Below are 19,644 nucleotides of genomic sequence, written 5' to 3'. Positions count from 1 at the left end.
GCCGCGCCGCGGCGCGCGGATTAGCGCCGGCGCGGTGCTACACTGCGCAGCCAAAGCCTTTACGGCTAATGCGCCGCCGAGTGTGGCGCCCCAGCAAGCAAGGAATGTCACATGGCTATCAGCCCGATCGAGGCGGTCGTCGACGACATGCGCAACGGGCGCATGGTGATCATGCTCGACGACGCCAACCGCGAGAACGAGGGTGATCTGATCATGGCCGCCGAATGCGTGCGCCCGGAAGACATCAACTTCATGGCGCGCTACGGGCGCGGCCTGATCTGTCTGACGCTCACCCGTGAACGCTGCCGCCAGCTGCATCTGCCATTGATGGTGGCCGCCAGCGACGCCGAGCAGTCGACCAATTTCACCCTCTCCATCGAAGCCGCGGAAGGCGTGACCACCGGCATCTCCGCCCACGATCGCGCCCAGACCGTGCGCGCCGCGGTCAAGCGTGATGCGGCGCCCTCGGATCTGGTCCAGCCGGGCCATATCTTTCCGCTCATGTCGCAGCCGGGCGGCACCCTGGCGCGTGCCGGCCATACCGAGGCGGGCTGTGACCTCGCGCGCCTGGCGGGCCTGGAGCCGGCGTCGGTGATTGTCGAAATCCTCAACGAGGACGGCACGATGGCACGGTTGCCGGATCTCGAGACCTTCGCCGCCGAACACGATATCAAGCTGGGCACCATCGCCGACCTGATCCGCTATCGGATCGAGAATGAGCGCACCGTGGTGCGCGTGACCGAATCGCGGGTGGAAACCGAATTCGGCCCGTTCACGCTGTATTCCTTCGAGGACGAAGTCGACAAGGTGCTGCATTTCGCCATGGTGCGCGGCGATATCGATCCGGAAGATCCCACGCTGGTGCGCGTGCACGTACGCAATACGCTGGCCGACATGCTCGGCGTGCGCCATGGTGAGTTCGGCTGGCCGCTGCGCGATACGCTGGCGCGCGTGGCGGAAGAAGGTCGCGGCGTGGTGGTGATATTGCGCAAGCCGGAAACCGCGCGTGAGCTGATTGAGCGCATCCGCATCGTCGAAGGCCATGCCCCGGAGGCCTCCCACGACGAGAGCGGCGACGATAGCCGGATCCTGCGTACCTACGGTGTCGGCGCGCAGATTCTCACCGATCTGGGCGTGCGTCGGATGCGCGTGCTGTCCGCGCCGATGCGCATGCAGGCGATTTCCGGCTTCGGTCTGGAAGTGGTCGAGTATGTGCAGGGCCGCGACGACGCAAAATAGCGATCACGCCACCGCGTTACGCCGCGCGTTCGGGCCTGCCCGTGCGATAATGCCGGCCTGAAATTATCGAGGCATCGACATGCGCAGTATTCAAGGAGAATTCGACGGCCGAGGGCTCAAGATAGCCGTCGTGTCGACTCGCTGGAACGACGATATCGTCGACCGGCTCGTGGAAGGGGCTTGCGACGTGCTCACGGACTGCGGCGTCGACGATGACGACATCACGCTGGTACGCGTGCCCGGCGCGTTCGAGTTGCCGCTGGCCGCCGATCGCCTGGCCGACAGCGATGATTACGACGGTATCGTGGCGCTGGGCGCGGTGATCCGCGGGGAAACCCCGCATTTCGATTTCGTCGCAGGTGAATGCGCCAAGGGTCTGTCCGCCGCCGCGCTCGAATATGGCGTGCCGGTCGGTTTCGGCGTGATTACCGCCGACACCGCCGAGCAGGCCGACGCCCGCGCACAGCCGGACGAAGACCACAACAAGGGCGCCGAGGCCGCCAGCGCGGTGATCGAGATGGCCACGCTGCTGCGCGCCCTGGGCGTTTGAGCCGCATGACCCAGCCACGCGAACACAGTAGAGCGACACACCTAGCGTGATCATCAACGACGACCAGGTTCAATACGAATCGCAGGAACCGGACAGCGAGGAAGACGACGCGCTTCCGGAGCCGTCGCGCAAGGCCGGCGGCGGGCGCGTACGCGCGCGCATGGCCGCGGTTCAGGCGATCTATCAGTGGCGCATGAGCGGCACCGAAATCGCGGAGTTGATCCTGCAGTTCGCCCAGGCACGACGGCTGCGCGAACTCGACCGCGAGTATTTCGAGACGCTGCTGCGCGGCGTGGTGTATGACGCGGTCGCGCTGGAGGCTGCCTTCGACAAGCACCTGAGCCGGCCAGCCGCGCAGCTCGACCCCGTCGAGCACGCAATTCTGCTGCTGGCGACGTTCGAGTTGCGCGATCGCGTGGAAATCCCGTTTGCGGCGATCATCAACGAGGCGACCAATCTCGCCAAGATATTCGGCGCCACCGATGGCCACCGCTTCATTAACGGCGTACTTGATGCGACCGCGCGCGACCTGCGCACCGACGAAATCGGCGCGCGCCGCTAACAAACCTCGCGCCCTCGGCTCCGGCATGCAGGAATTCGCGCTCATCGCCCGTCTGGCCCAGCGTCTGCGGGCGCGCCGTGGGGATACGCGTATCGGTATCGGCGACGATGCCGCCGTGATCGCCCCGGCGGCCGGGCAGGAACTGGCCGTTACCAGCGACACCCTGATCGCGGGCCGGCATTTTCCCGACGATACCGCGCCGTTCGACATCGGCTTCAAGGCGATCGCCGTCAATCTGAGCGACCTGGCGGCCATGGGCGCAGAGCCGGCCTGGCTGACCCTCGCGTTGACCGCGCCCGCGCTGGATGCGTCTTGGTGTGATGCATTCATCGACGGCGCGCTGGCGGCGATCGGTGCGGCATCGGTCGATATCGTCGGCGGCGATACGACGCGCGGCGATCTGTCGATTACCGTGACCGCCATCGGTACGCTGCCGGCGGCAGCGGCCATCACCCGCGCCGGCGCTCGTGTCGGCGATCTCGTCGCGGTCACCGGCACGCTCGGTGATGCCGCCCAGGGGCTGGCGCTATGGGCCGAGCGCGAACAACAGCAGGACGCGCATGCCCGGTTTCTCATCGAGCGCCTGTGCCGACCGCAATGGCGTAATGGCAGCGTGCTACGCGGGCTGGTGCATGCCGCGGTCGATGTCTCCGACGGGCTCGCCGCCGATCTGGGTCATATCCTGAGTGCGAGCCAGGTCGGCGCGCGTATCGATATCGACACGTTGCCGGCATCGACGGCCCTCATGCACACCGTGCCGGATGCGGCGGCACGCCGGCGCATGCAGCTCAGCGGCGGTGACGACTATGAACTGTGCCTGATCTTGCCCGCAGCGCAGGTCGATGCAGCTCGCGCGGCCGTCGATGCGCCGTTGACGGTGATCGGCGTGATCGAGGCCGCCCCGGGCCTGCGCTGCGTCGACGCGAGCGGTGCGGCAGTCGACCCGTTGCAGGATCGCGCGCACGGCTGGGATCATTTCAGCGGATAGATCGTCCCGGCCTCAGCGGCTGCAGGCGGGCTTGAACCCGAGCCCGCAGGCCTGGCTGAAATAGTCGCTGGCCGAGGACACATCGCCCAGCCCATGACGGCTCTCGCCCAGCAGATAGAGCGCGCGCGCGTTGTCGGGCTGGTCGTCGAGCAGGCGGCCGAGCGGCGCGAGCGCGCGCTGGTAGTCGCCCGTATCCACATACAGCCGCGCCAATGCCTCGCGGGCATCGTTATTACCGGCGTCGAGGGCCAGCGCTTCGCTCAGGTCGGCCCGGGCATCGCTGAGCGCGCCGCTGGCCTTGAACGCCAGGCCGCGCCGGTAATAGGCATCGGCCAGCTGTGGCTGCATCGTGATTGCGGCGCCGAAAGCGCGAATCGCGCCGGGATAGTCACCGTCGGTATAGGCCATACGGCCGTGCTTCATCGCGGCCATGGCGGCATAGCGGCTGTAGTCGGTCGCACCATTGGCCTGCAGCAGATCGGCGATTTCGCGTTCGGATTTGTCCAGCGCCAGCTGCAGCGGCGCGATCCCGGCGGCGGAGCGATTCGGATCCGCGCCGCGGGCGAGCAGCAAGCGCACGCAATCGGCGTGGCCGCCGGCGACCGCCTGATAGAGCGGCGTGCGGCCGTGATCGTTACGGGCCTCGATATCGGCACCGAGGGTGAGCAGATAATCCACCATCGGTCGATGACCGGCGCGGGCGGCCATCAGCAGCGGGGTGTTGCCGTGTTCGTCGGCCCGATGGATATCGGCACCGCCGGAGACCAGGATATGCGCGATTTCGGTATTGCCCTGATCGGCCTGCCAGGACGCCTGCCACAGCGGCGTCTGATTCCACTTGTTCTCGGCGTTCACGGCCGCGCCCGCTGCGATCAGCGCGCGCGCGATGGCGGGGCGATAGCGCTCCGCGGCCCAGTGCAGCGCCGTGAACCCGTTGCGCCCGTCGCGCGCCTCCAGCTGCGCATCGGCCTGAATTAGCCTGCGCACGATGTCGAGCCGACCGTTCTCGGCGGCCAGAATCAGCGGCGTCTGTCCGCGTCGGGTGCGCAGATTCTTCGACACGCCGTTGGCGAGCGCGGCCTCCACCGCGGATACAGAGCCGCGCGCGGCCGCGTAATGAATACACTGCCAGTCGTGATGACGGTCGCCGACCCGGTCGCGAATACGCGACGCGGCGCAGGCGGCGTCCATGGTGGGGTCGAGCGCGAGCACGCCGAGGGCGGCGGCGCCGGCGATCAGAATGGCGGCAAGCAGAAACTTCATGTGCTCATCATAAGACAAGCGGACGATCGCGGCCGGCCGGGGCGGCAAGGCTCTCGCTTGCGCAAGCCGGTAGACTATGGCGCTGTTTCTCGCTTCAACGTCGGTCCCAGCCAGCCCATGCTCCAGTTGCACGATAGCCTCAGCGGTCAGCGCCAGCCCTTGAAAACGCTCGAGCCGGATCACGTGCAGTTGTACGTATGCGGCGTGACCGTCTATGACTACTGCCATCTCGGCCACGCCCGCGTGATGATCGTGTTCGACATGTTCGTGCGTTATCTGCGCGCGCGCGGCTGGCGGGTGACTTATGTGCGCAACGTCACCGATATCGACGACAAGATCATCAATCGCGCCGCCGAAGTAGGCGAAACCCCGGAATCCATTGCCACGCGGTTCGCCGCCGCCATGCGTGAGGACGAAGCGGCACTCGGTCTCATCGCACCCGATCAGGAGCCCGCGGCAACCGCCCACGTGGAGCAGATTCTGGCGATGATCGAGCGCCTGATCGAAAACGGCGCGGCTTATGTGGGCGACAATGGCGATGTCTATTACGACGTCAGCAGTTTCGGAAACTACGGCGCACTGTCCGGCAAGCGCACTGCGGATCTGCGCTCGGGCGCGCGTATCGCGGTCAACGAATCCAAGACCGACCCGCTGGACTTCGTGCTGTGGAAGGCCGCCAAGCCGGACGAGCCGAGTTGGGATTCACCCTGGGGCCCGGGACGGCCCGGCTGGCATATCGAATGCTCGGCCATGTCCACGCACTGCCTGGGCGACAGCTTCGATATTCACGGCGGCGGGCTGGATCTGCAGTTCCCGCACCACGAAAACGAGATCGCGCAAAGCGAGGCGGCGACCGGCGCCCACTATGTCAACACCTGGATGCATAACGGCTTCGTGACCGTCGACGATGAGAAGATGTCGAAGTCGCTGGGCAACTTTCTTACCATCCGCGATGTGCTGGATCGCTACGACGCCGAGACGGTGCGTTATTTCGTGCTCTCGACCCATTACCGCAGTCCGCTGGCCTATAACGCCGACGCCATGGACGCTGCTACCAGTTCGTTGACCCGGCTGTATACCGCGTTGCGGGACGCGAACGGGGAAGGCTCGGCCAGCGAAGAGATGGTCGGAGACTTTCGCGCTCGCTTTGCGGAGGCGATGGACGACGATCTCAACACCCCGGCGGCGATAGCCGTGCTCTTTGAAATGGCACGCGAAGCCAATCGAAGCAAGGACAGCGCGCCGGCCGAGGCGGGCGCCATCGCCGCCGCGATGCGCGAGCTCGGCCGCGAGATCGGTCTGTTGCAACAGGACCCGGCTGCCTTTTTGCAGGGTGACGCGCGCCAGCACGACGCCGGCACTCTGGACGCGGCCACGATCGAATCGTTGATCGCCCAGCGTATCGCGGCACGCAAGGACCGGGATTTTGCCACCGCCGATCGGATTCGGGACGAACTCACCGCTGCCGGCATCGTGCTCGAGGACGGCGCCGACGGTACGCTCTGGCGGCGCGGCTAGCGCGACGAAGACGGGAACAGCGCCGCGTCCGGAGCGGGCGCGGCGAACTGCTAGCCGGCGTTTTTCGCGTCCCGTAGTTGGGCGGCACGCAGCGTGTTGCTCATCAGCATGGCCACCGTCATCGGGCCGACGCCGCCGGGCACGGGGGTGATCCATGCCGCGCGCTCGGCGGCCGCTTCGTACGCTACGTCGCCGACCAGCTTGCCCGAGTCGAGGCGGTTCATGCCGACATCGATCACGGTGGCGCCTTCGCGAATCCACTCGCCCTTGATCAGCCCCGGCTTGCCCACGCCGACGACCAGTATTTCCGCCTGCCCGACTTCGTATTCCAGATCGCGGGTAAAGCGATGGCACACCGTGGTGGTCGCGCCCTTGAGCAGAAATTCCAGTGCCATTGGGCGCCCGACGATGTTCGAAGCGCCCACGACCACGGCCTGGCGACCATGGAACGTTTCGCCGATGGCCTCGAGCAGCCGCACGATACCCAATGGCGTGCAGGCGCGCAGGCAGGGCACCCGCTGGGCGAGGCGACCGACGTTGTACGGGTGAAATCCATCGACATCCTTGTCCGGTCGCACGCGTTCGATGATGGTGCTTGCGTCGATGTGCGCCGGCAGGGGCAGTTGGACGAGAATACCGTCGACGCTGTCGTCGGCATTGTAGCGGTCGATGAGCGCGATCAGCTCGTCCTGGGTAATATGTGCATCAGGGTAGGCCGCCTGTGAAACCAGCCCCGCCTCCTGACAGGCCTCGATCTTTTTGCCGACGTAGACCTGCGAGGCCGGGTCGTTGCCGACAAGAATCACCGCCAGTCCCGGCGCGCGCTGACCCGAATCCAGCCGTTTGTCGACGGCCTCGCGAACGGCGTGTCGATAATCCAGAGCAATCTGTTTGCCGTCGATGAGGCGGGCTGCCATGCGCAATAGGTCTGAGGAATGAGGGCGTGGATTCTCGCACGCCGCGGATATGCGGACAATTGAGCCGGCACACTCGCACGCCGGCCCGTGAACGGATAGAATCCGCCCCGTTGCTGGATGCAATCGAAATGATTGCGGGTTTGCTCTTGTCACGCAGAGCTGCGACAGCAAAGCAGACGCACATCCGCGTATGGCGGTCGATCCGCGGGTAGTTTGGACAAGGTATTCGGGGCATGGCGCAGTTTGGTAGCGCGTCTGCTTTGGGGTGATCCGCACCGCGGAGAACGCCGAGAAACACGGGTTTCGAGGCCGGGTTTGTTGGTAAGGCGTAGCCGAGCCTAGAAACAGACTGCTCGTAAAGCAGACGTGGGTCTGTACACGAGGGTTGACCGGCAAGTAAGTTTGGACAAGGTATTCGGGGCATGGCGCAGCTTGGTAGCGCGTCTGCTTTGGGAGCAGAAGGTCACAGGTTCGAATCCTGTTGCCCCGACCATCTTCGACGCGCCAGACACGCACCCAACTCATTTCCTCGCGCCCGTAGCTCAGGGGATAGAGCAATGGCCTTCTAAGCCATCGGTCGCTGGTTCGAATCCAGCCGGGCGCACCATTCATATGGGTCGCCGCAGCGCGACCCATATGAATGGTTTATCCGATTAGTCATTCGAACCAGCGACAACAGACAAGCTTGGTTCGACGGATGCGCGCAGCGCATCCGAACGGGGCGGCGTCAGTCACACCGGCACGAAGGGTGAGCAGGTACAGCCTGCGAGTAATCCAGCCGGGCGCGGCCCCATTCCCTATTGAACCCGGCTGCAGACGTGTCCCGCGGTAGCGAAGTTGCCGGAGCACGAAACAATCGCCCGGTGGGGGTGGCATCGGCGCCTTAACCCGATTAGAATACGCGGCTTGCATTGGCTGCCCTCAATTGCGATTGCGGTTCGGCCGATGCGTGCTGTTTTCGGTGGTGGGCGTAGCTCAGTTGGTAGAGCCCTGGATTGTGATTCCAGTCGTCGTGGGTTCGAGTCCCATCGTCCACCCCATCCGAATGTCGGTTTTGCTGGCGATCGGGAGCAGTAGCGCCTATCATGGCGCCCGGCGATTTTCATCGCCATCGACGAGGCAGGTTTTGCCGCAGTCGCTGGGCCGTTAGCTCAACGGTAGAGCAGTTGACTCTTAATCAATTGGTTGTAAGTTCGATTCTTACACGGCCCACCATTTTAGTAATAAAAACGCCGGATTGGCTCTGCCGATCCGGCGTTTTTATTGGGCGCCATTCGGCAATTCGCCCCGCGCCGTCCCTGTGCGTATTCGAGTCGAAAAAGCAGCAGGCAGTCCATTCGTGTCGTCAGCGTGATCCACCCGACCCCACGGCGGGCATGGTGTGATCGTTACCCGTGGGTGATCGGGGTAGCCGACGGCGCGCTTGGGCCGATCGCGGCCGCATCGATTGCCGCCGTTTGCCTCGTAACCGGAAGACAATCAGGCGCGACGTTGCGCAGGAGAGCGCGCCGGATGGGTGTATTTCTTGGGCCAAGGCGACTGCTTCGTAGCTACCGGCGACGTGTGATTCCGTCGCTAGGATGTGGTTATTGCGGCCGCGGTGGCGACTGTCGAACAGACGGTTAATCGGTTCTGCTTTCCAACGCCTTGTTTGCAAACGCGCTCCGCGTCTGCTCGAAGACGGCATATCAAAGCGTGGCGTCGGCACAGCATGTTTGGAGCGGCTCCTAATATAAGCTTCGTCTGAATAAGGATGCCTGCTGTAGAAACTTGATTTTGCGATGGATTCTCTTAATGTGCCGGTTTCCACGGCGCCGGGTTCGCGGCGTATCCAACAGGCAGGCATCGTGTCACTCGTTACTTCTTTTTCGCTCGGCGTCAGTCTTTCCATGGACGCGTTCGCGGCGTCGGTTGCCCAGGGGGCGCGTGTCGATGGGGCGCGCTCGCGCAACGCGTTGCGTACGGCCTCCTATCTGGGTGCTTTCGAGATGCTGCTGCCGGTCGTCGGCTGGGTGCTGGGTACGCTGCTCGGTTCGTTCATGGCACAGGTCGATCACTGGATCGCCTTTGTCTTGCTGGCCGGGATTGGCGGCAAGATGATCCACGATGCGGTGCGTCATGAGCGCCGCGGGTCGAGCGATCCGGCACCGTCGCCGGGACGTCTTCTACTGCTGGCGATCGGCACGAGCCTTGATGCCGCCGCGGTGGGGGTGACGTTGGTGGTGCTCCAGGTGCCGATCCTGCTGGCCGCGCTGATCATCGGCATGACTACTTTTGCGATGTCTTATGCAGGTTTCATGCTCGGCGGTGTGGCGGGCGATCGCATGCCGCGCTATGCCGAGATCGGTGGGGGGCTGATGCTGATCGGCATCGGCACCAGAACGCTGCTCGAACACACGCTTCTCGCCTGACGGGCGCACGCCGACCAATACAGACAGGGCAGCGGTGGAGTCCGGGATCCGCCGTGGCGCGTTCGGCTTGAATACAGGCGTTGCGAACCCATCTCCTTCGCGTGAAAGCAAAGGAGTCGGACAGTGGAAACACTGGATCTCAACGATAAACAATTGAACGCGTCGCGCATCGGTCTGGGCACCTGGGCGATCGGCGGCTGGATGTGGGGCGGCACCGACGAAGCGCAGTCGATTCGCACGATTCAGAGCGCGCCCGATCATGGTGTGACGCTCATTGATACGGCGCCGGTGTACGGCTTTGGCGCGTCCGAGGAAATCGTGGGCAAGGCGGTGAAGCAGGGCGCCATGCGCGACAAGGTGGTGCTGGCGACCAAGTGCGCGCTCGAGTGGGACAGCAAGGAACGCGTGGTCCGCAATGCCAGCAAGCAGCGCGTGCTCAAGGAGGCCGATGATTCGCTCCGGCGTCTGCGCACCGACGTGATCGACGTGCTGCAGGTCCATTGGCCCGACCCGAACGTGGACGTGCGCGAAACCGCCGAGGCGATGGCCGAGCTGCGCGACGCAGGCAAGATCCGCGCGATCGGGGTGTCCAATTTCACGCCCGAGCAGATGACATCGTTCAGCGAAGTCGCGGCGATCGATATCGCCCAGAATCCCTACAATCTCTTCGAGCGCGGTATCGACGACGACGTGTTTCCCTGGGTGCGCGAGAACGACACGCGGCTGCTGGCCTACGGCGCGCTTTGCCGCGGCCTGCTGTCGGGGCGCATGCATGCGAACCGCGAGTTTCCCGGGGACGATTTGCGCAATAACGACCCCAAGTTCCAGCAGCCGCGTTTCGGTCAGTATCTTGCGGCGGTGGACGAGCTCGAGACGTTTGCCCATGACAATTACGGCAAGCACGTGCTGGATTTGGCCATCCGCTGGGTACTCGATCAGTATCCGCGGTCGATAGCATTATGGGGCGCGCGCAAACCCGAGCAGCTGGACGCGGTCGACGACGTATGGGGCTGGCAGCTGGACGCTTCTGCCCGCGCACAGATCGAGCAGATCGTGGACAGGCACGTCACCGACCCGGTGGGACCGGAATTCATGGCCCCGCCGGCGCAAAAATAGCAGCGACAGGTCGGTTCGGCACGGTGGGGCTGGGCAGGCTTGATATACTAGGGGGTCAACGTTTTCGTATGCCGTGTGCATCCGGGCCTGGCCCAATCGAATCACGTAATAAATCAAGATCGTACAGAGGTAGTTAATGGACGTTTCCGTAGAAAATCCCGGTGGATTGGCCCGCAAGCTCAAGGTTCAGATTCCTGCCGAGCGTGTGAGCGCAGCCGTCGATGCCAAGGTCAAGCGCGTCGGCCAGCATGCGAAGATTCCGGGATTTCGTCCGGGCAAGGCGCCGATCAAGGTGCTCTATCAGCGCTACGGCGATCAGGCGCGTCAGGAAGCCGCCGGCGAACTGATCCAGAGCGTGTATCCGGAAGCGCTGGAAAAGGCCGAGCTCAATCCGGCGGGTCAGCCGCAGATCGAGCTGGGTGAATTCCATGCCGGTCAGCCGCTGGAGTTCACCGCCAGCTTCGATGTCTATCCCGAGATCGAGCTCAAGGGTCTGGACAGCATCGAGGTCGAGAAGCCGGTGACCGAGGTCACCGATGCCGATATCGACAAGACCATCGAGCGCATCCGCGAGCAGAACAAGACGTTCGAGGCAACGGACCGCGAAAGCCAGGACGGCGATCAGGTCGTGGTCGACTATGTCGGTCGTATCGACGGTGAGGCCTTCGAGGGCGGCACCGGCAACGATATCGAGGTCAATCTCGGCGAGCAGCAGTTCCTGCCGGATCTGGAGCGCGCGCTGGTCGGTCGCAAGGCCGATGAGCAGTTCGACGTCGACGTCAGCTTTCCCGACGACTACGGCGCCAAGGATCTGGCCGGCAAGACGGCCACCTTCGATGTGACGGTCAAGACCGTCAGCGAGCCCAAGCTCGCCGAAATCGACCAGGCGTTCCTGCAGCAGATGGGCATCGAGGACGGTGACATCGACGAGTTGAAGGTGAAAGTACGCGAATCGCTGGAACAGGAAGCCAAGCACGCGGTCGATACCAAGGTGAAGACCGAGGTGATGGAGTCGCTGCATGCGTCGAATCCGATCGAGGTGCCGCAGTCGATGGTGGCTCAGGAAATCGATCGCATGCGCAAGGAAGCCATGCAGCGCATGCCCAAGGAAATGCAGGGCAACGAAGAACAGATGAAAGCGCTGATGCCCGACGAAGCCTTGCAGGAACAGGCCGAGCGTCGCGTGGCGATGGGCCTGCTGATCGCGGAAGTAATCGCCAACAAGGAGCTCGAGCTCGATCAGGAGCGCGTCAGCAAGAAGATGGAAGACATCGCCTCCGGCTACGGCGACCAGGCCGAGCAGGTCAAGCAGTACTACCAGCAGAACCCGCAGCTCATGCAGGGTCTGCAGGCGATGGTCATGGAAGAGCAGGTGGTCGACACCCTGCTCGAGGGCGCGACCATCACCGAGAAGGACACCGAGCTCGACGAGCTACTCAACGCCAACCGCGACAACGGCTAGTCGACAGACTTTCCGATTTTCGGCGCGGCAAGGAAACCAACGCTTATGTCAGACCAGAACACGAACATGCAGCCCCAGAACCTGGGCCTGATTCCCATGGTCATCGAGCAGACCGCTCGCGGGGAGCGCTCGTTCGATATCTATTCACGCCTGTTGAAAGAGCGCGTGATTTTTGTCGTCGGTCCGATCGACGACCATATGGCCAATCTGATCGTGGCCCAGCTGCTGTTCCTGGAGTCCGACAACCCGGACAAGGACATCCAGCTGTATATCAATTCGCCGGGCGGCGTGATCACCGCCGGCATGTCCATCTACGACACCATGCAGTTCGTCAAGCCGGACGTGGCCACCATGTGCCTCGGCCAGGCCGCGAGCATGGGTGCGATTCTGATGGCCGGCGGCGCGCCCAAGAAGCGTTTCTGCCTGCCCAATTCGCGCATCATGATTCATCAGCCGTTGGGCGGGTTCCAGGGTCAGCAGACGGATATCGAAATCCACGCGCGTGAAATATTGCATGCGCGTGAACGTCTGAACCAGATTCTGGCGCACCACACCGGACAGCCGCTGGAGAATATCCAGCGCGACACCGAGCGTGATTTCTTCATGAGCGCTGATTCGGCGGTGGAATACGGCGTGATCGACGAGGTGCTGACCTCGCGAGCGGCAATGGCGGACAAGACCACGGACAAGGGCAAGTAAACGACTTGCCATTGCAGGCCTCGCGCATTGCGGGGCCTGCAATTGGGCGTGTTCAAGACGGCGGGTTTGTGAAAAATCCGTGACAAGCGTTTGACCGATATGCCATACAAGACATATCGGCAGGCCCAGTATCAAGAGGTCCCAAGACAATGGCGGAAGATTCCAACGGCAACAGCGGCTCGAGCGACAAGTCCGGCCGCACCCTGTACTGCTCGTTCTGTGGCAAGAGCGAGCATGAAGTACGCAAACTGATCGCCGGTCCGTCGGTATTCATCTGCGACGAATGCGTGGATCTGTGCAACGACATCATGCGCGAGGAGCTGGCGAGCAAGCCGGCCAAGAAAGGCCTGCCCAGCCCGCAGGAAATCAAGCGCGTGCTCGATGACTACGTCATCGGTCAGGAGTCGGCCAAGAAGATCCTGGCGGTCGCGGTCTACAACCACTACAAGCGTCTCAACGCCGAAACCGGCGAAGGCGACGTGGAACTGCAGAAATCCAACATTCTGATGATCGGGCCGACCGGCTGCGGCAAGACGCTGCTGGCGGAAACCCTCGCACGTCTGCTCGACGTGCCGTTCGCGATCGCCGATGCCACCACGCTCACCGAAGCGGGCTATGTCGGCGAGGATGTGGAAAACATCATCCAGAAGCTGCTGCAGAAATGCGACTACGATGTTGACAAGGCCCAGCGCGGCATTGTCTATATCGACGAGATCGACAAGATTTCGCGCAAGTCGGAAAATCCCTCGATCACCCGCGACGTTTCGGGCGAGGGCGTGCAGCAGGCGCTGCTCAAGTTGATCGAAGGCACTACCGCGAGCGTGCCGCCCCAGGGCGGGCGCAAGCATCCCCAGCAGGAGTTCCTGCAGGTGGATACCGGCGGCATCCTGTTCATTGTCGGCGGTGCGTTTGCCGGTCTGGACAAGACCATTTCCAGCCGCTCCGGCCGCTCCGGCATCGGCTTTTCGGCCGAGGTCAAGGGTGAGAATGAACAGCGCGCGCTGGGGGAACTGCTGGCCAGCGTCGAGCCCGAGGATCTGGTCAAGTATGGCCTGATCCCCGAATTCGTCGGCCGGCTACCGGTGGTGGCCACGCTCGAGGAACTCGACGAGACCGCGCTGATCTCGATTCTGCGCGAGCCCAAGAACGCGCTCACCAAGCAGTACGCCAAGCTCTTCGAGATGGAAAACTGCGAACTCGAAATCCGCGAGGATGCACTGCGTGCCATCGCCAAGCGGGCGATGGATCGCAAGACCGGGGCGCGCGGCCTGCGTACGATTCTGGAATCGATTCTGCTGGACGTGATGTACGAGTTGCCGGCCATGGAGAACGTCTCCAAGGTGGTCGTCGACGAGGCGGTGGTCAACGGCGATGCTCAGCCGTATATCGTTTATGAAAACGCCGACGCGACCCGCGCCGGGGCCTGAGGTGCCTGCGCCGGCCGTCCTCGACGGCCGGTGCGGGCGCGGCGCTGATTGAAAAGCGCCGCGTTGCCCGCAATTTACTACTAAATTCACAGTGGCCGGCTTTAATTGCCGGCCGCTTTTTACGCGAGGGTTCAAATGGCTGACAACGCTCTGGTGCCAGTACTGCCGCTGCGAGACGTCGTGGTCTTCCCGCACATGGCGATCCCACTGTTCGTGGGACGCGAGAAATCCATCACCGCGCTCGAAGCGGCAATGGCCGAAGACAAGAAGATTCTGCTGGTGGCGCAGAAGGCCGCCGATATCGACGACCCCGGCGCCGACGATATCTACGAGGTCGGCACGCTGGCTTCCATCCTGCAACTGCTCAAGCTGCCTGACGGCACCGTGAAGGTGCTGGTCGAGGGCGCCGACCGCGCACGCCTGTCGGACCTGCACGAGGCCGACGGCAGCCTTGTGGCGCGCTACGACGTCATCGACGACGCCGAAGACGAGAGCGCCGAAGCGGATGCCCTGATGCGCTCGGCGGTATCCACCTTCGAAGCCTATGTGAAGCTCAACAAGAAGATACCGGCCGAGCTGCTGCCCTCGCTGTCGAGCATGGATTCCGCCGGCCGTCTGGCGGATACGATCGCGGCGCATCTGAACCTCAAGCTCGACGAGCGTCAGGACGTGCTGCATATCGCCGACGCGCAGGCGCGGCTCGAGCATGTGGTTGCCAAGACCGATGCCGAGATCGAAGTGCTGCAGATCGAGAAGAAGATCCGTGGTCGCGTCAAGCAGCAGATGGAGAAGTCGCAGCGCGAGTATTACCTCAACGAACAGATGAAGGCCATTCAGAAAGAGTTGGGCGACATCGAGGATGCGCCCAACGACCTGGAGGATCTCGAAGACAAGATCGGGAAGGCCGGCATGCCCAAGGAGGTCAAGAAGAAGGCCACCGCAGAGTTCAACAAGCTCAAGTCGATGTCGCCGATGTCGGCCGAAGCCACCGTCGTGCGCAACTACCTCGACTGGCTGGTGGACGTGCCGTGGAAGAAGCGCAGCAAGACCAAGATCGATCTCAAGCAGGCGCAGGAGACGCTCGATTCCGATCACTACGGTCTGGAGCGGGTCAAGGAGCGGATCATCGAGAATCTCGCGGTGCAGAGCCGCGTGAAGAAGATCAAGGGCCCGATCCTGTGTCTGGTCGGCCCGCCGGGCGTGGGCAAGACCTCGCTGGGGCGTTCGATCGCGCGCGCCACCAACCGCAAGTTCGTGCGCATGAGTCTGGGCGGGGTGCGTGACGAGGCCGAGATTCGTGGCCATCGTCGGACCTATATCGGCTCGCTGCCGGGCAAGATCATCCAGAACATGGCCAAGGTCGGTGTGCGCAATCCGCTGTTTCTGCTCGACGAAGTCGACAAGATGGCCAACGATTTTCGCGGCGATCCGGCTTCCGCACTACTGGAAGTGCTGGATCCCGAGCAGAACAACAGCTTCGGCGATCACTACCTCGAGGTCGACTACGATCTGTCGCAGGTGATGTTCGTGTGTACCGCCAACACGCTCAATATTCCGCCGGCGCTGCTCGATCGCATGGAAGTCATTCGCCTGTCGGGCTACACCGAGGACGAGAAGCTCAACATCGCCGAACGTTATCTCGTGCCCAAGGCGATGAGTGAAAACGGGCTCAAGGAAGAAGAGCTTTCGATCTCCGACAACGCCATCACCGACGTGATTCAGCGTTATACCCGCGAGGCGGGGGTGCGTAATCTCGAGCGCGATATCAGCAAGATCTGCCGGAAAGTGGTCAAGGAGCTGATCAGCGAGTCCGAGCGCGGCACGGTGCAGGTATCCAAGCGCAATCTGGACAAGTACCTGGGCGTGCCCAAGTATCGCTACGGCCGCGCCGAGGAGAAGGACAGCGTGGGCCAGGTCACCGGCCTGGCATGGACCGAAGTCGGCGGCGAACTGCTGTCGATCGAGTCGGCGGCGGTGCCGGGCAAGGGCAAGCCGCTGCATACCGGCTCGCTCGGTGATGTCATGCAGGAGTCGATCCAGGCGGCGCTCACGGTAATCCGTTCGCGCGCTGCCTCGCTGGGTATCGATCGTGACTTCATGCAGAAATCCGATCTGCATGTGCACGTGCCCGAGGGTGCGACGCCCAAGGATGGCCCGAGTGCGGGCGTGGGCATGTGCACTTCGATGGTGTCAGCCCTCACACAAATCCCCGTACGCGCCGACGTGGCCATGACCGGGGAGATCACCCTGCGTGGCGACGTGCTTCCCATTGGCGGGCTCAAGGAGAAGCTGCTGGCCGCGCATCGCGGTGGGATCAAGATCGTGATCATCCCGCACGACAACACCAAGGATCTTGCGGAGATTCCGGCTAACATCAAGAATCGGCTGGATATTCGGCCGGTCAAAAAGATTGATGAAGTGCTCGAAATCGCACTCACCAGGAAGCCTCAGGCGCTGCCGGAAGACGCGGCAGGGCCCGACAATGCAGGCAAGAACGACCCGGCAGGAATCCGGGCCCATTGAGCGATGGCGGCGTATCCCGCGGCGTCGGCCGGCAAACCCTTTGTTGACGGTCGAAAGAGACGCTTGGTATAACAGCCGCTTATGTTCACGCCAAGGCGCTTGATTGCAGTGGCGTGAACGCGCATGGTCGGCGATGCGTTCGCGATCGAGCGTATGTCACCCGCCCGGGCCCGTGCCGGGTTAATACGAACATTTGTTTCATTCCTCAGGGGATTTTCACTATGAACAAAACCGAACTTGTCGATGCGGTCGCTGCCGACGCAGACCTGTCCAAGGCCGATGCCTCGCGTGCCGTAGACGCCATGGTCGATTCCGTGACCGACGCTCTCAAGAAAGGCGACAAGGTCTCGCTGGTAGGCTTTGGCGTGTTCTCCGTACGCGAGCGCGCCGCTCGTCAGGGCCGTAATCCGAAGACCGGTCAGTCGATCACCATCCCCGCAGGAAAAACTCCTGGCTTTAAGGCTGGTAAAGCGTTGAAAGACGCTGTAAACTAGCGCGCCTTCGCTGGGTAAACGGCGAATCACCGATACGTCGGTAGGGTGCTTAGCTCAGTTGGTAGAGCGTCGCCTTTACACGGCGAATGTCGGCGGTTCGAATCCGTCAGCACCCACCAAAGTTCAGGAGCGGTAGTTCAGCTGGTTAGAATGCCGGCCTGTCACGCCGGAGGTCGCGGGTTCGAGTCCCGTCCGCTCCGCCAGTCTGTTTACGGGTTGTAGTACAACCCGCTCAGGCTTCCAAAGGGCGCTCTTCGGAGCGCCCTTTTTTATTGCCCGTCGTTTTCGATGACAGCCGCGATCGAAGTGCCGCCCGCAAGAGCTGTGTCTTGCAGCAAACAGCTGTCACGCAGGCGCGGTTGCGGCACAATGGCGTACCCGATTTTCGGGCGCCCGCGAAGCGTGCCGTCACCTCGAAACCAACAACAAGTCCGGGAGCACAACAGATGCTGCAAAGAATTCGCGACAATGCGAGCGGCCCGCTGGCCTATGTCGTCGTCGCCGTTATCGCGCTGGTATTCGGCGTATGGGGCATTGGCTCCTATTTCACGCCGTCGTCGGATCCGGTGGTCGCCAGTGTCGGCAGCACGGATATCACGCGCAGTCAGCTGCAGCGGGGCTACGATCAGCGCTACCAGCGTCTGCGCCAGCTCATGGGTGACGGTTTCGATCCGAGCATGTTTCCGCCGGAACAGCTGCGCCAGACCGTGCTCCAGGGGCTCATCAATGATGCGGTCCTGAATCAGTACGCGCAGGACAACGGCTACCGCGTGACCGATGCGGCGGTGCTGGCGGCGCTGCGCAGCGATCAGCAATTCCAGCAGGGCGGGCAGTTTTCGCCGCAGCGCTATCGCGCGCTGTTGTCGCAGGCCGGCATTGCCCCGGCCCAGTACGAGGCGAGCCTGCGTCGCGACCTCAAGAGCCGTCAGCTGCGCGGCGAGATCGTCAACAGCGCATTCGCCTCGCCGGCCGAGGTGGATCAGGCCTATCGGCTGGTCAACCAGGAGCGGCGGGTACGGTATCTGCGCTTCGACCCCGCAAACTATCGCGATCAGGTCGAGGTAACGGACGCACAGATCAAGTCCTACTACGATGCGCACGGCGACCAGTTCCAGCGCCCGGAGCGGGTGAAGCTCGCCTATGTATCGCTCGATCGCAGCAACGCCGGCGACGATCAGACGCCGGACGAACAAACCCTGCGTGCGCTCTATGAGCAGAACAAGGCGCAGTTGGGCGAGCCGGAGACCCGCAGCGGCGGTGAAATTCGGGTGCCGATAGAAGGCGATGGCTCGGCTGCGCGCGACACCGTGCAGAAACTGGCCGGCGCCATGGCCGACGGCGACCCGCAGACGCTGGCGGAGAAAACCGATGGCGCCAGCTATACCCCGCTCGACTCGGTCAAGCGGGCGGACCTGCCCCCGGCCGTCGCCGATGCACTGTTCGCTATGAAGGCCGGCGATACGTCGTCGCCCGTGCGTGGCGACGATGCCTGGTATCTGTTGCAGCTCAAGGACGTCAACGCGGCCAAGACGCCGGCGTTCGACGATCCCGAGGTGCAGGCCCAGCTCAACGCCATTGCCAGCGCTCAGCAGGCCAACCAGGCCTATGACGACAAGATCGACCGGCTCGAGTCACTGGCCTATGAAGCCCCCAATGACCTCAAGACCCTTTCCGATCAGCTCGGCCTGAAAATCCAGCATAGCGATTGGCTCACAAGGGACGGCGGTGGTGGTCTCGGCCAGTACGACGCAATCCGCAAGGCCGCGTTCTCGGATGCCGTGCTCAAGGACAAGCTCAACAGCACGCCGATCCAGCTGGGATCGGATCGACGCGTGGTTGTACGCGTGGACGCGCAGGAGCCGGCGCAGGCGCTGCCGCTTGACACAGTCAGTGCGCGTATCCGCGATCGCCTGGTCGCCCAAAAGACCGCGGAGCAGGCCCGTACGGCGGCCGAGGCGGCGCTGGCGAAGATCAAGGACGGGGCGAAGCTCGAGTCGGTCGCCCAGGGCGATGCAGCGCCGTCACTGGAGAATGCCGGTTTCATTCGGCGTTCCAGCGACGATACCGACGCCCGTGTTCGCGAAGCTGCGTTCGGCATGGCGCAGCCGAGCGCCGACCAGCCCGGCTACGACATCACCGCGACCAGTAACGGCATGGTGGCTCTGGTGGCCGTCGATCAGGTACGCGATGCCCAGGGCGACAAGAGCAAGACGCCGCGCTCGCAGTTCGCCGATCAGCAGCGCAACTATGTCGCGCAGCAGGAATATGCGGCCCTGAGCCAGTACCTGCGTTCACAGGCCGATGTTGAAGTGAATCAGAACCGCGTCAACCCCTGATAAGCTTTCGAGGCTGTTCAACGCCGTGCGTTCGCGCACGGCGTTTTTTTGGGTCTCGTTTGACGATCCGGTCGATTTGGCCTCAGCTGCCTCGCGCCGATGTTGGCGCTGGCCGGGTGTGATCTGACTGAGCAGGGCG

Annotated in this window: 15 protein-coding genes and 6 tRNA genes; 19 read left to right on the top strand and 2 right to left on the bottom strand. The window is 63.2% G+C overall.

Features of this window, described 5'->3' with window-relative positions:
* Positions 1-111 precede the first annotated feature (111 nt).
* The 4 genes from ribBA to thiL all read left to right on the top strand — a co-directional run bounded on the left by ribBA (position 112) and on the right by thiL (position 3,339).
* Positions 112-1,239 carry a bifunctional 3,4-dihydroxy-2-butanone-4-phosphate synthase/GTP cyclohydrolase II gene (ribBA, locus tag ACFOSU_RS13050; RefSeq protein WP_380690306.1) on the top strand — a complete coding sequence of 376 codons (1,128 nt, stop codon included), beginning with the start codon at positions 112-114 and terminating at the stop codon, positions 1,237-1,239.
* Positions 1,240-1,318: 79 nt separating this feature from the next.
* A complete protein-coding gene (gene ribH / locus ACFOSU_RS13045; RefSeq protein ID WP_380690304.1) occupies positions 1,319-1,789 on the top strand; it encodes a 6,7-dimethyl-8-ribityllumazine synthase in 471 nt (156 codons plus the stop codon).
* A gap of 46 nt (positions 1,790-1,835) precedes the next feature.
* Entirely contained in the window at positions 1,836-2,351 is a 516-nt protein-coding gene (gene nusB, locus ACFOSU_RS13040; RefSeq protein ID WP_380690302.1) for a transcription antitermination factor NusB, read from the top strand.
* A gap of 25 nt (positions 2,352-2,376) precedes the next feature.
* On the top strand, positions 2,377-3,339 hold the full coding sequence (gene thiL / locus ACFOSU_RS13035; protein ID WP_380690300.1) for a thiamine-phosphate kinase: 963 nt from the start codon (positions 2,377-2,379) through the stop codon (positions 3,337-3,339).
* 12 nt (positions 3,340-3,351) lie between these two features.
* On the opposite strand, the gene ACFOSU_RS13030 is transcribed toward thiL, so the two are convergent.
* Entirely contained in the window at positions 3,352-4,602 is a 1,251-nt protein-coding gene (locus ACFOSU_RS13030; protein WP_380690298.1) for an ankyrin repeat domain-containing protein, read from the bottom strand.
* 117 nt (positions 4,603-4,719) lie between these two features.
* Here ACFOSU_RS13030 and cysS point away from each other — a divergent pair, with 117 nt between their 5' ends.
* A complete protein-coding gene (gene cysS, locus ACFOSU_RS13025) occupies positions 4,720-6,120 on the top strand; it encodes a cysteine--tRNA ligase (protein WP_380690296.1) in 1,401 nt (466 codons plus the stop codon).
* 50 nt (positions 6,121-6,170) lie between these two features.
* On the opposite strand, the gene folD is transcribed toward cysS, so the two are convergent.
* On the bottom strand, positions 6,171-7,037 hold the full coding sequence (gene folD / locus ACFOSU_RS13020) for a bifunctional methylenetetrahydrofolate dehydrogenase/methenyltetrahydrofolate cyclohydrolase FolD (RefSeq protein WP_380690294.1): 867 nt from the start codon (positions 7,035-7,037) through the stop codon (positions 6,171-6,173).
* A gap of 416 nt (positions 7,038-7,453) precedes the next feature.
* On the opposite strand from folD, the gene ACFOSU_RS13015 reads away from it, so the two are divergent.
* The 14 genes from ACFOSU_RS13015 to ACFOSU_RS12950 all read left to right on the top strand — a co-directional run bounded on the left by ACFOSU_RS13015 (position 7,454) and on the right by ACFOSU_RS12950 (position 19,505).
* Positions 7,454-7,530, top strand: a tRNA-Pro gene (locus ACFOSU_RS13015).
* 38 nt (positions 7,531-7,568) lie between these two features.
* A tRNA-Arg gene (locus ACFOSU_RS13010) sits at positions 7,569-7,644 on the top strand.
* Positions 7,645-8,001: 357 nt separating this feature from the next.
* Positions 8,002-8,077 (top strand) — tRNA-His (locus tag ACFOSU_RS13005).
* Positions 8,078-8,177: 100 nt separating this feature from the next.
* A tRNA-Lys gene (locus ACFOSU_RS13000) sits at positions 8,178-8,252 on the top strand.
* A 566-nt stretch (positions 8,253-8,818) separates the two neighbouring features.
* Complete coding sequence (locus ACFOSU_RS12995; protein ID WP_380690292.1) at positions 8,819-9,448, top strand: manganese efflux pump MntP; 630 nt, start codon at positions 8,819-8,821, stop codon at positions 9,446-9,448.
* Positions 9,449-9,571: 123 nt separating this feature from the next.
* Positions 9,572-10,564 (top strand): aldo/keto reductase, encoded by a 993-nt coding sequence (locus tag ACFOSU_RS12990; protein WP_380690291.1) that lies wholly within the window; start codon positions 9,572-9,574, stop codon positions 10,562-10,564.
* 136 nt (positions 10,565-10,700) lie between these two features.
* Positions 10,701-12,026, top strand: a complete 1,326-nt coding sequence (gene tig / locus ACFOSU_RS12985) for a trigger factor (protein WP_380690289.1) — start codon at positions 10,701-10,703, stop codon at positions 12,024-12,026.
* A 45-nt stretch (positions 12,027-12,071) separates the two neighbouring features.
* Positions 12,072-12,725, top strand: coding sequence for an ATP-dependent Clp endopeptidase proteolytic subunit ClpP (gene clpP, locus ACFOSU_RS12980; RefSeq protein WP_380690287.1), 654 nt, complete (start codon positions 12,072-12,074; stop codon positions 12,723-12,725).
* Positions 12,726-12,874: 149 nt separating this feature from the next.
* The gene (clpX, locus tag ACFOSU_RS12975; RefSeq protein WP_380690285.1) at positions 12,875-14,152 is read left to right on the top strand and encodes an ATP-dependent Clp protease ATP-binding subunit ClpX; all 1,278 of its coding nucleotides are present in this window, start codon (positions 12,875-12,877) and stop codon (positions 14,150-14,152) included.
* 135 nt (positions 14,153-14,287) lie between these two features.
* Positions 14,288-16,675: an endopeptidase La gene (gene lon, locus ACFOSU_RS12970; RefSeq protein ID WP_380690283.1), complete on the top strand. Its 2,388-nt coding sequence runs from the start codon at positions 14,288-14,290 to the stop codon at positions 16,673-16,675.
* 221 nt (positions 16,676-16,896) lie between these two features.
* The gene (locus tag ACFOSU_RS12965) at positions 16,897-17,169 is read left to right on the top strand and encodes an HU family DNA-binding protein (RefSeq protein WP_380690281.1); all 273 of its coding nucleotides are present in this window, start codon (positions 16,897-16,899) and stop codon (positions 17,167-17,169) included.
* A 43-nt stretch (positions 17,170-17,212) separates the two neighbouring features.
* Positions 17,213-17,288 (top strand) — tRNA-Val (locus ACFOSU_RS12960).
* Between the two features lie 7 nt (positions 17,289-17,295).
* Positions 17,296-17,372: transfer RNA gene (locus ACFOSU_RS12955), tRNA-Asp, on the top strand.
* 243 nt (positions 17,373-17,615) lie between these two features.
* A complete protein-coding gene (locus ACFOSU_RS12950; RefSeq protein WP_380690279.1) occupies positions 17,616-19,505 on the top strand; it encodes a SurA N-terminal domain-containing protein in 1,890 nt (629 codons plus the stop codon).
* Positions 19,506-19,644: the final 139 nt, after the last annotated feature.

Source organism: Salinisphaera aquimarina (genome assembly GCF_042643355.1).
Lineage (GTDB): Bacteria > Pseudomonadota > Gammaproteobacteria > Nevskiales > Salinisphaeraceae > Salinisphaera > Salinisphaera aquimarina.
This window is presented reverse-complemented; position numbering and strand designations above follow the sequence as displayed.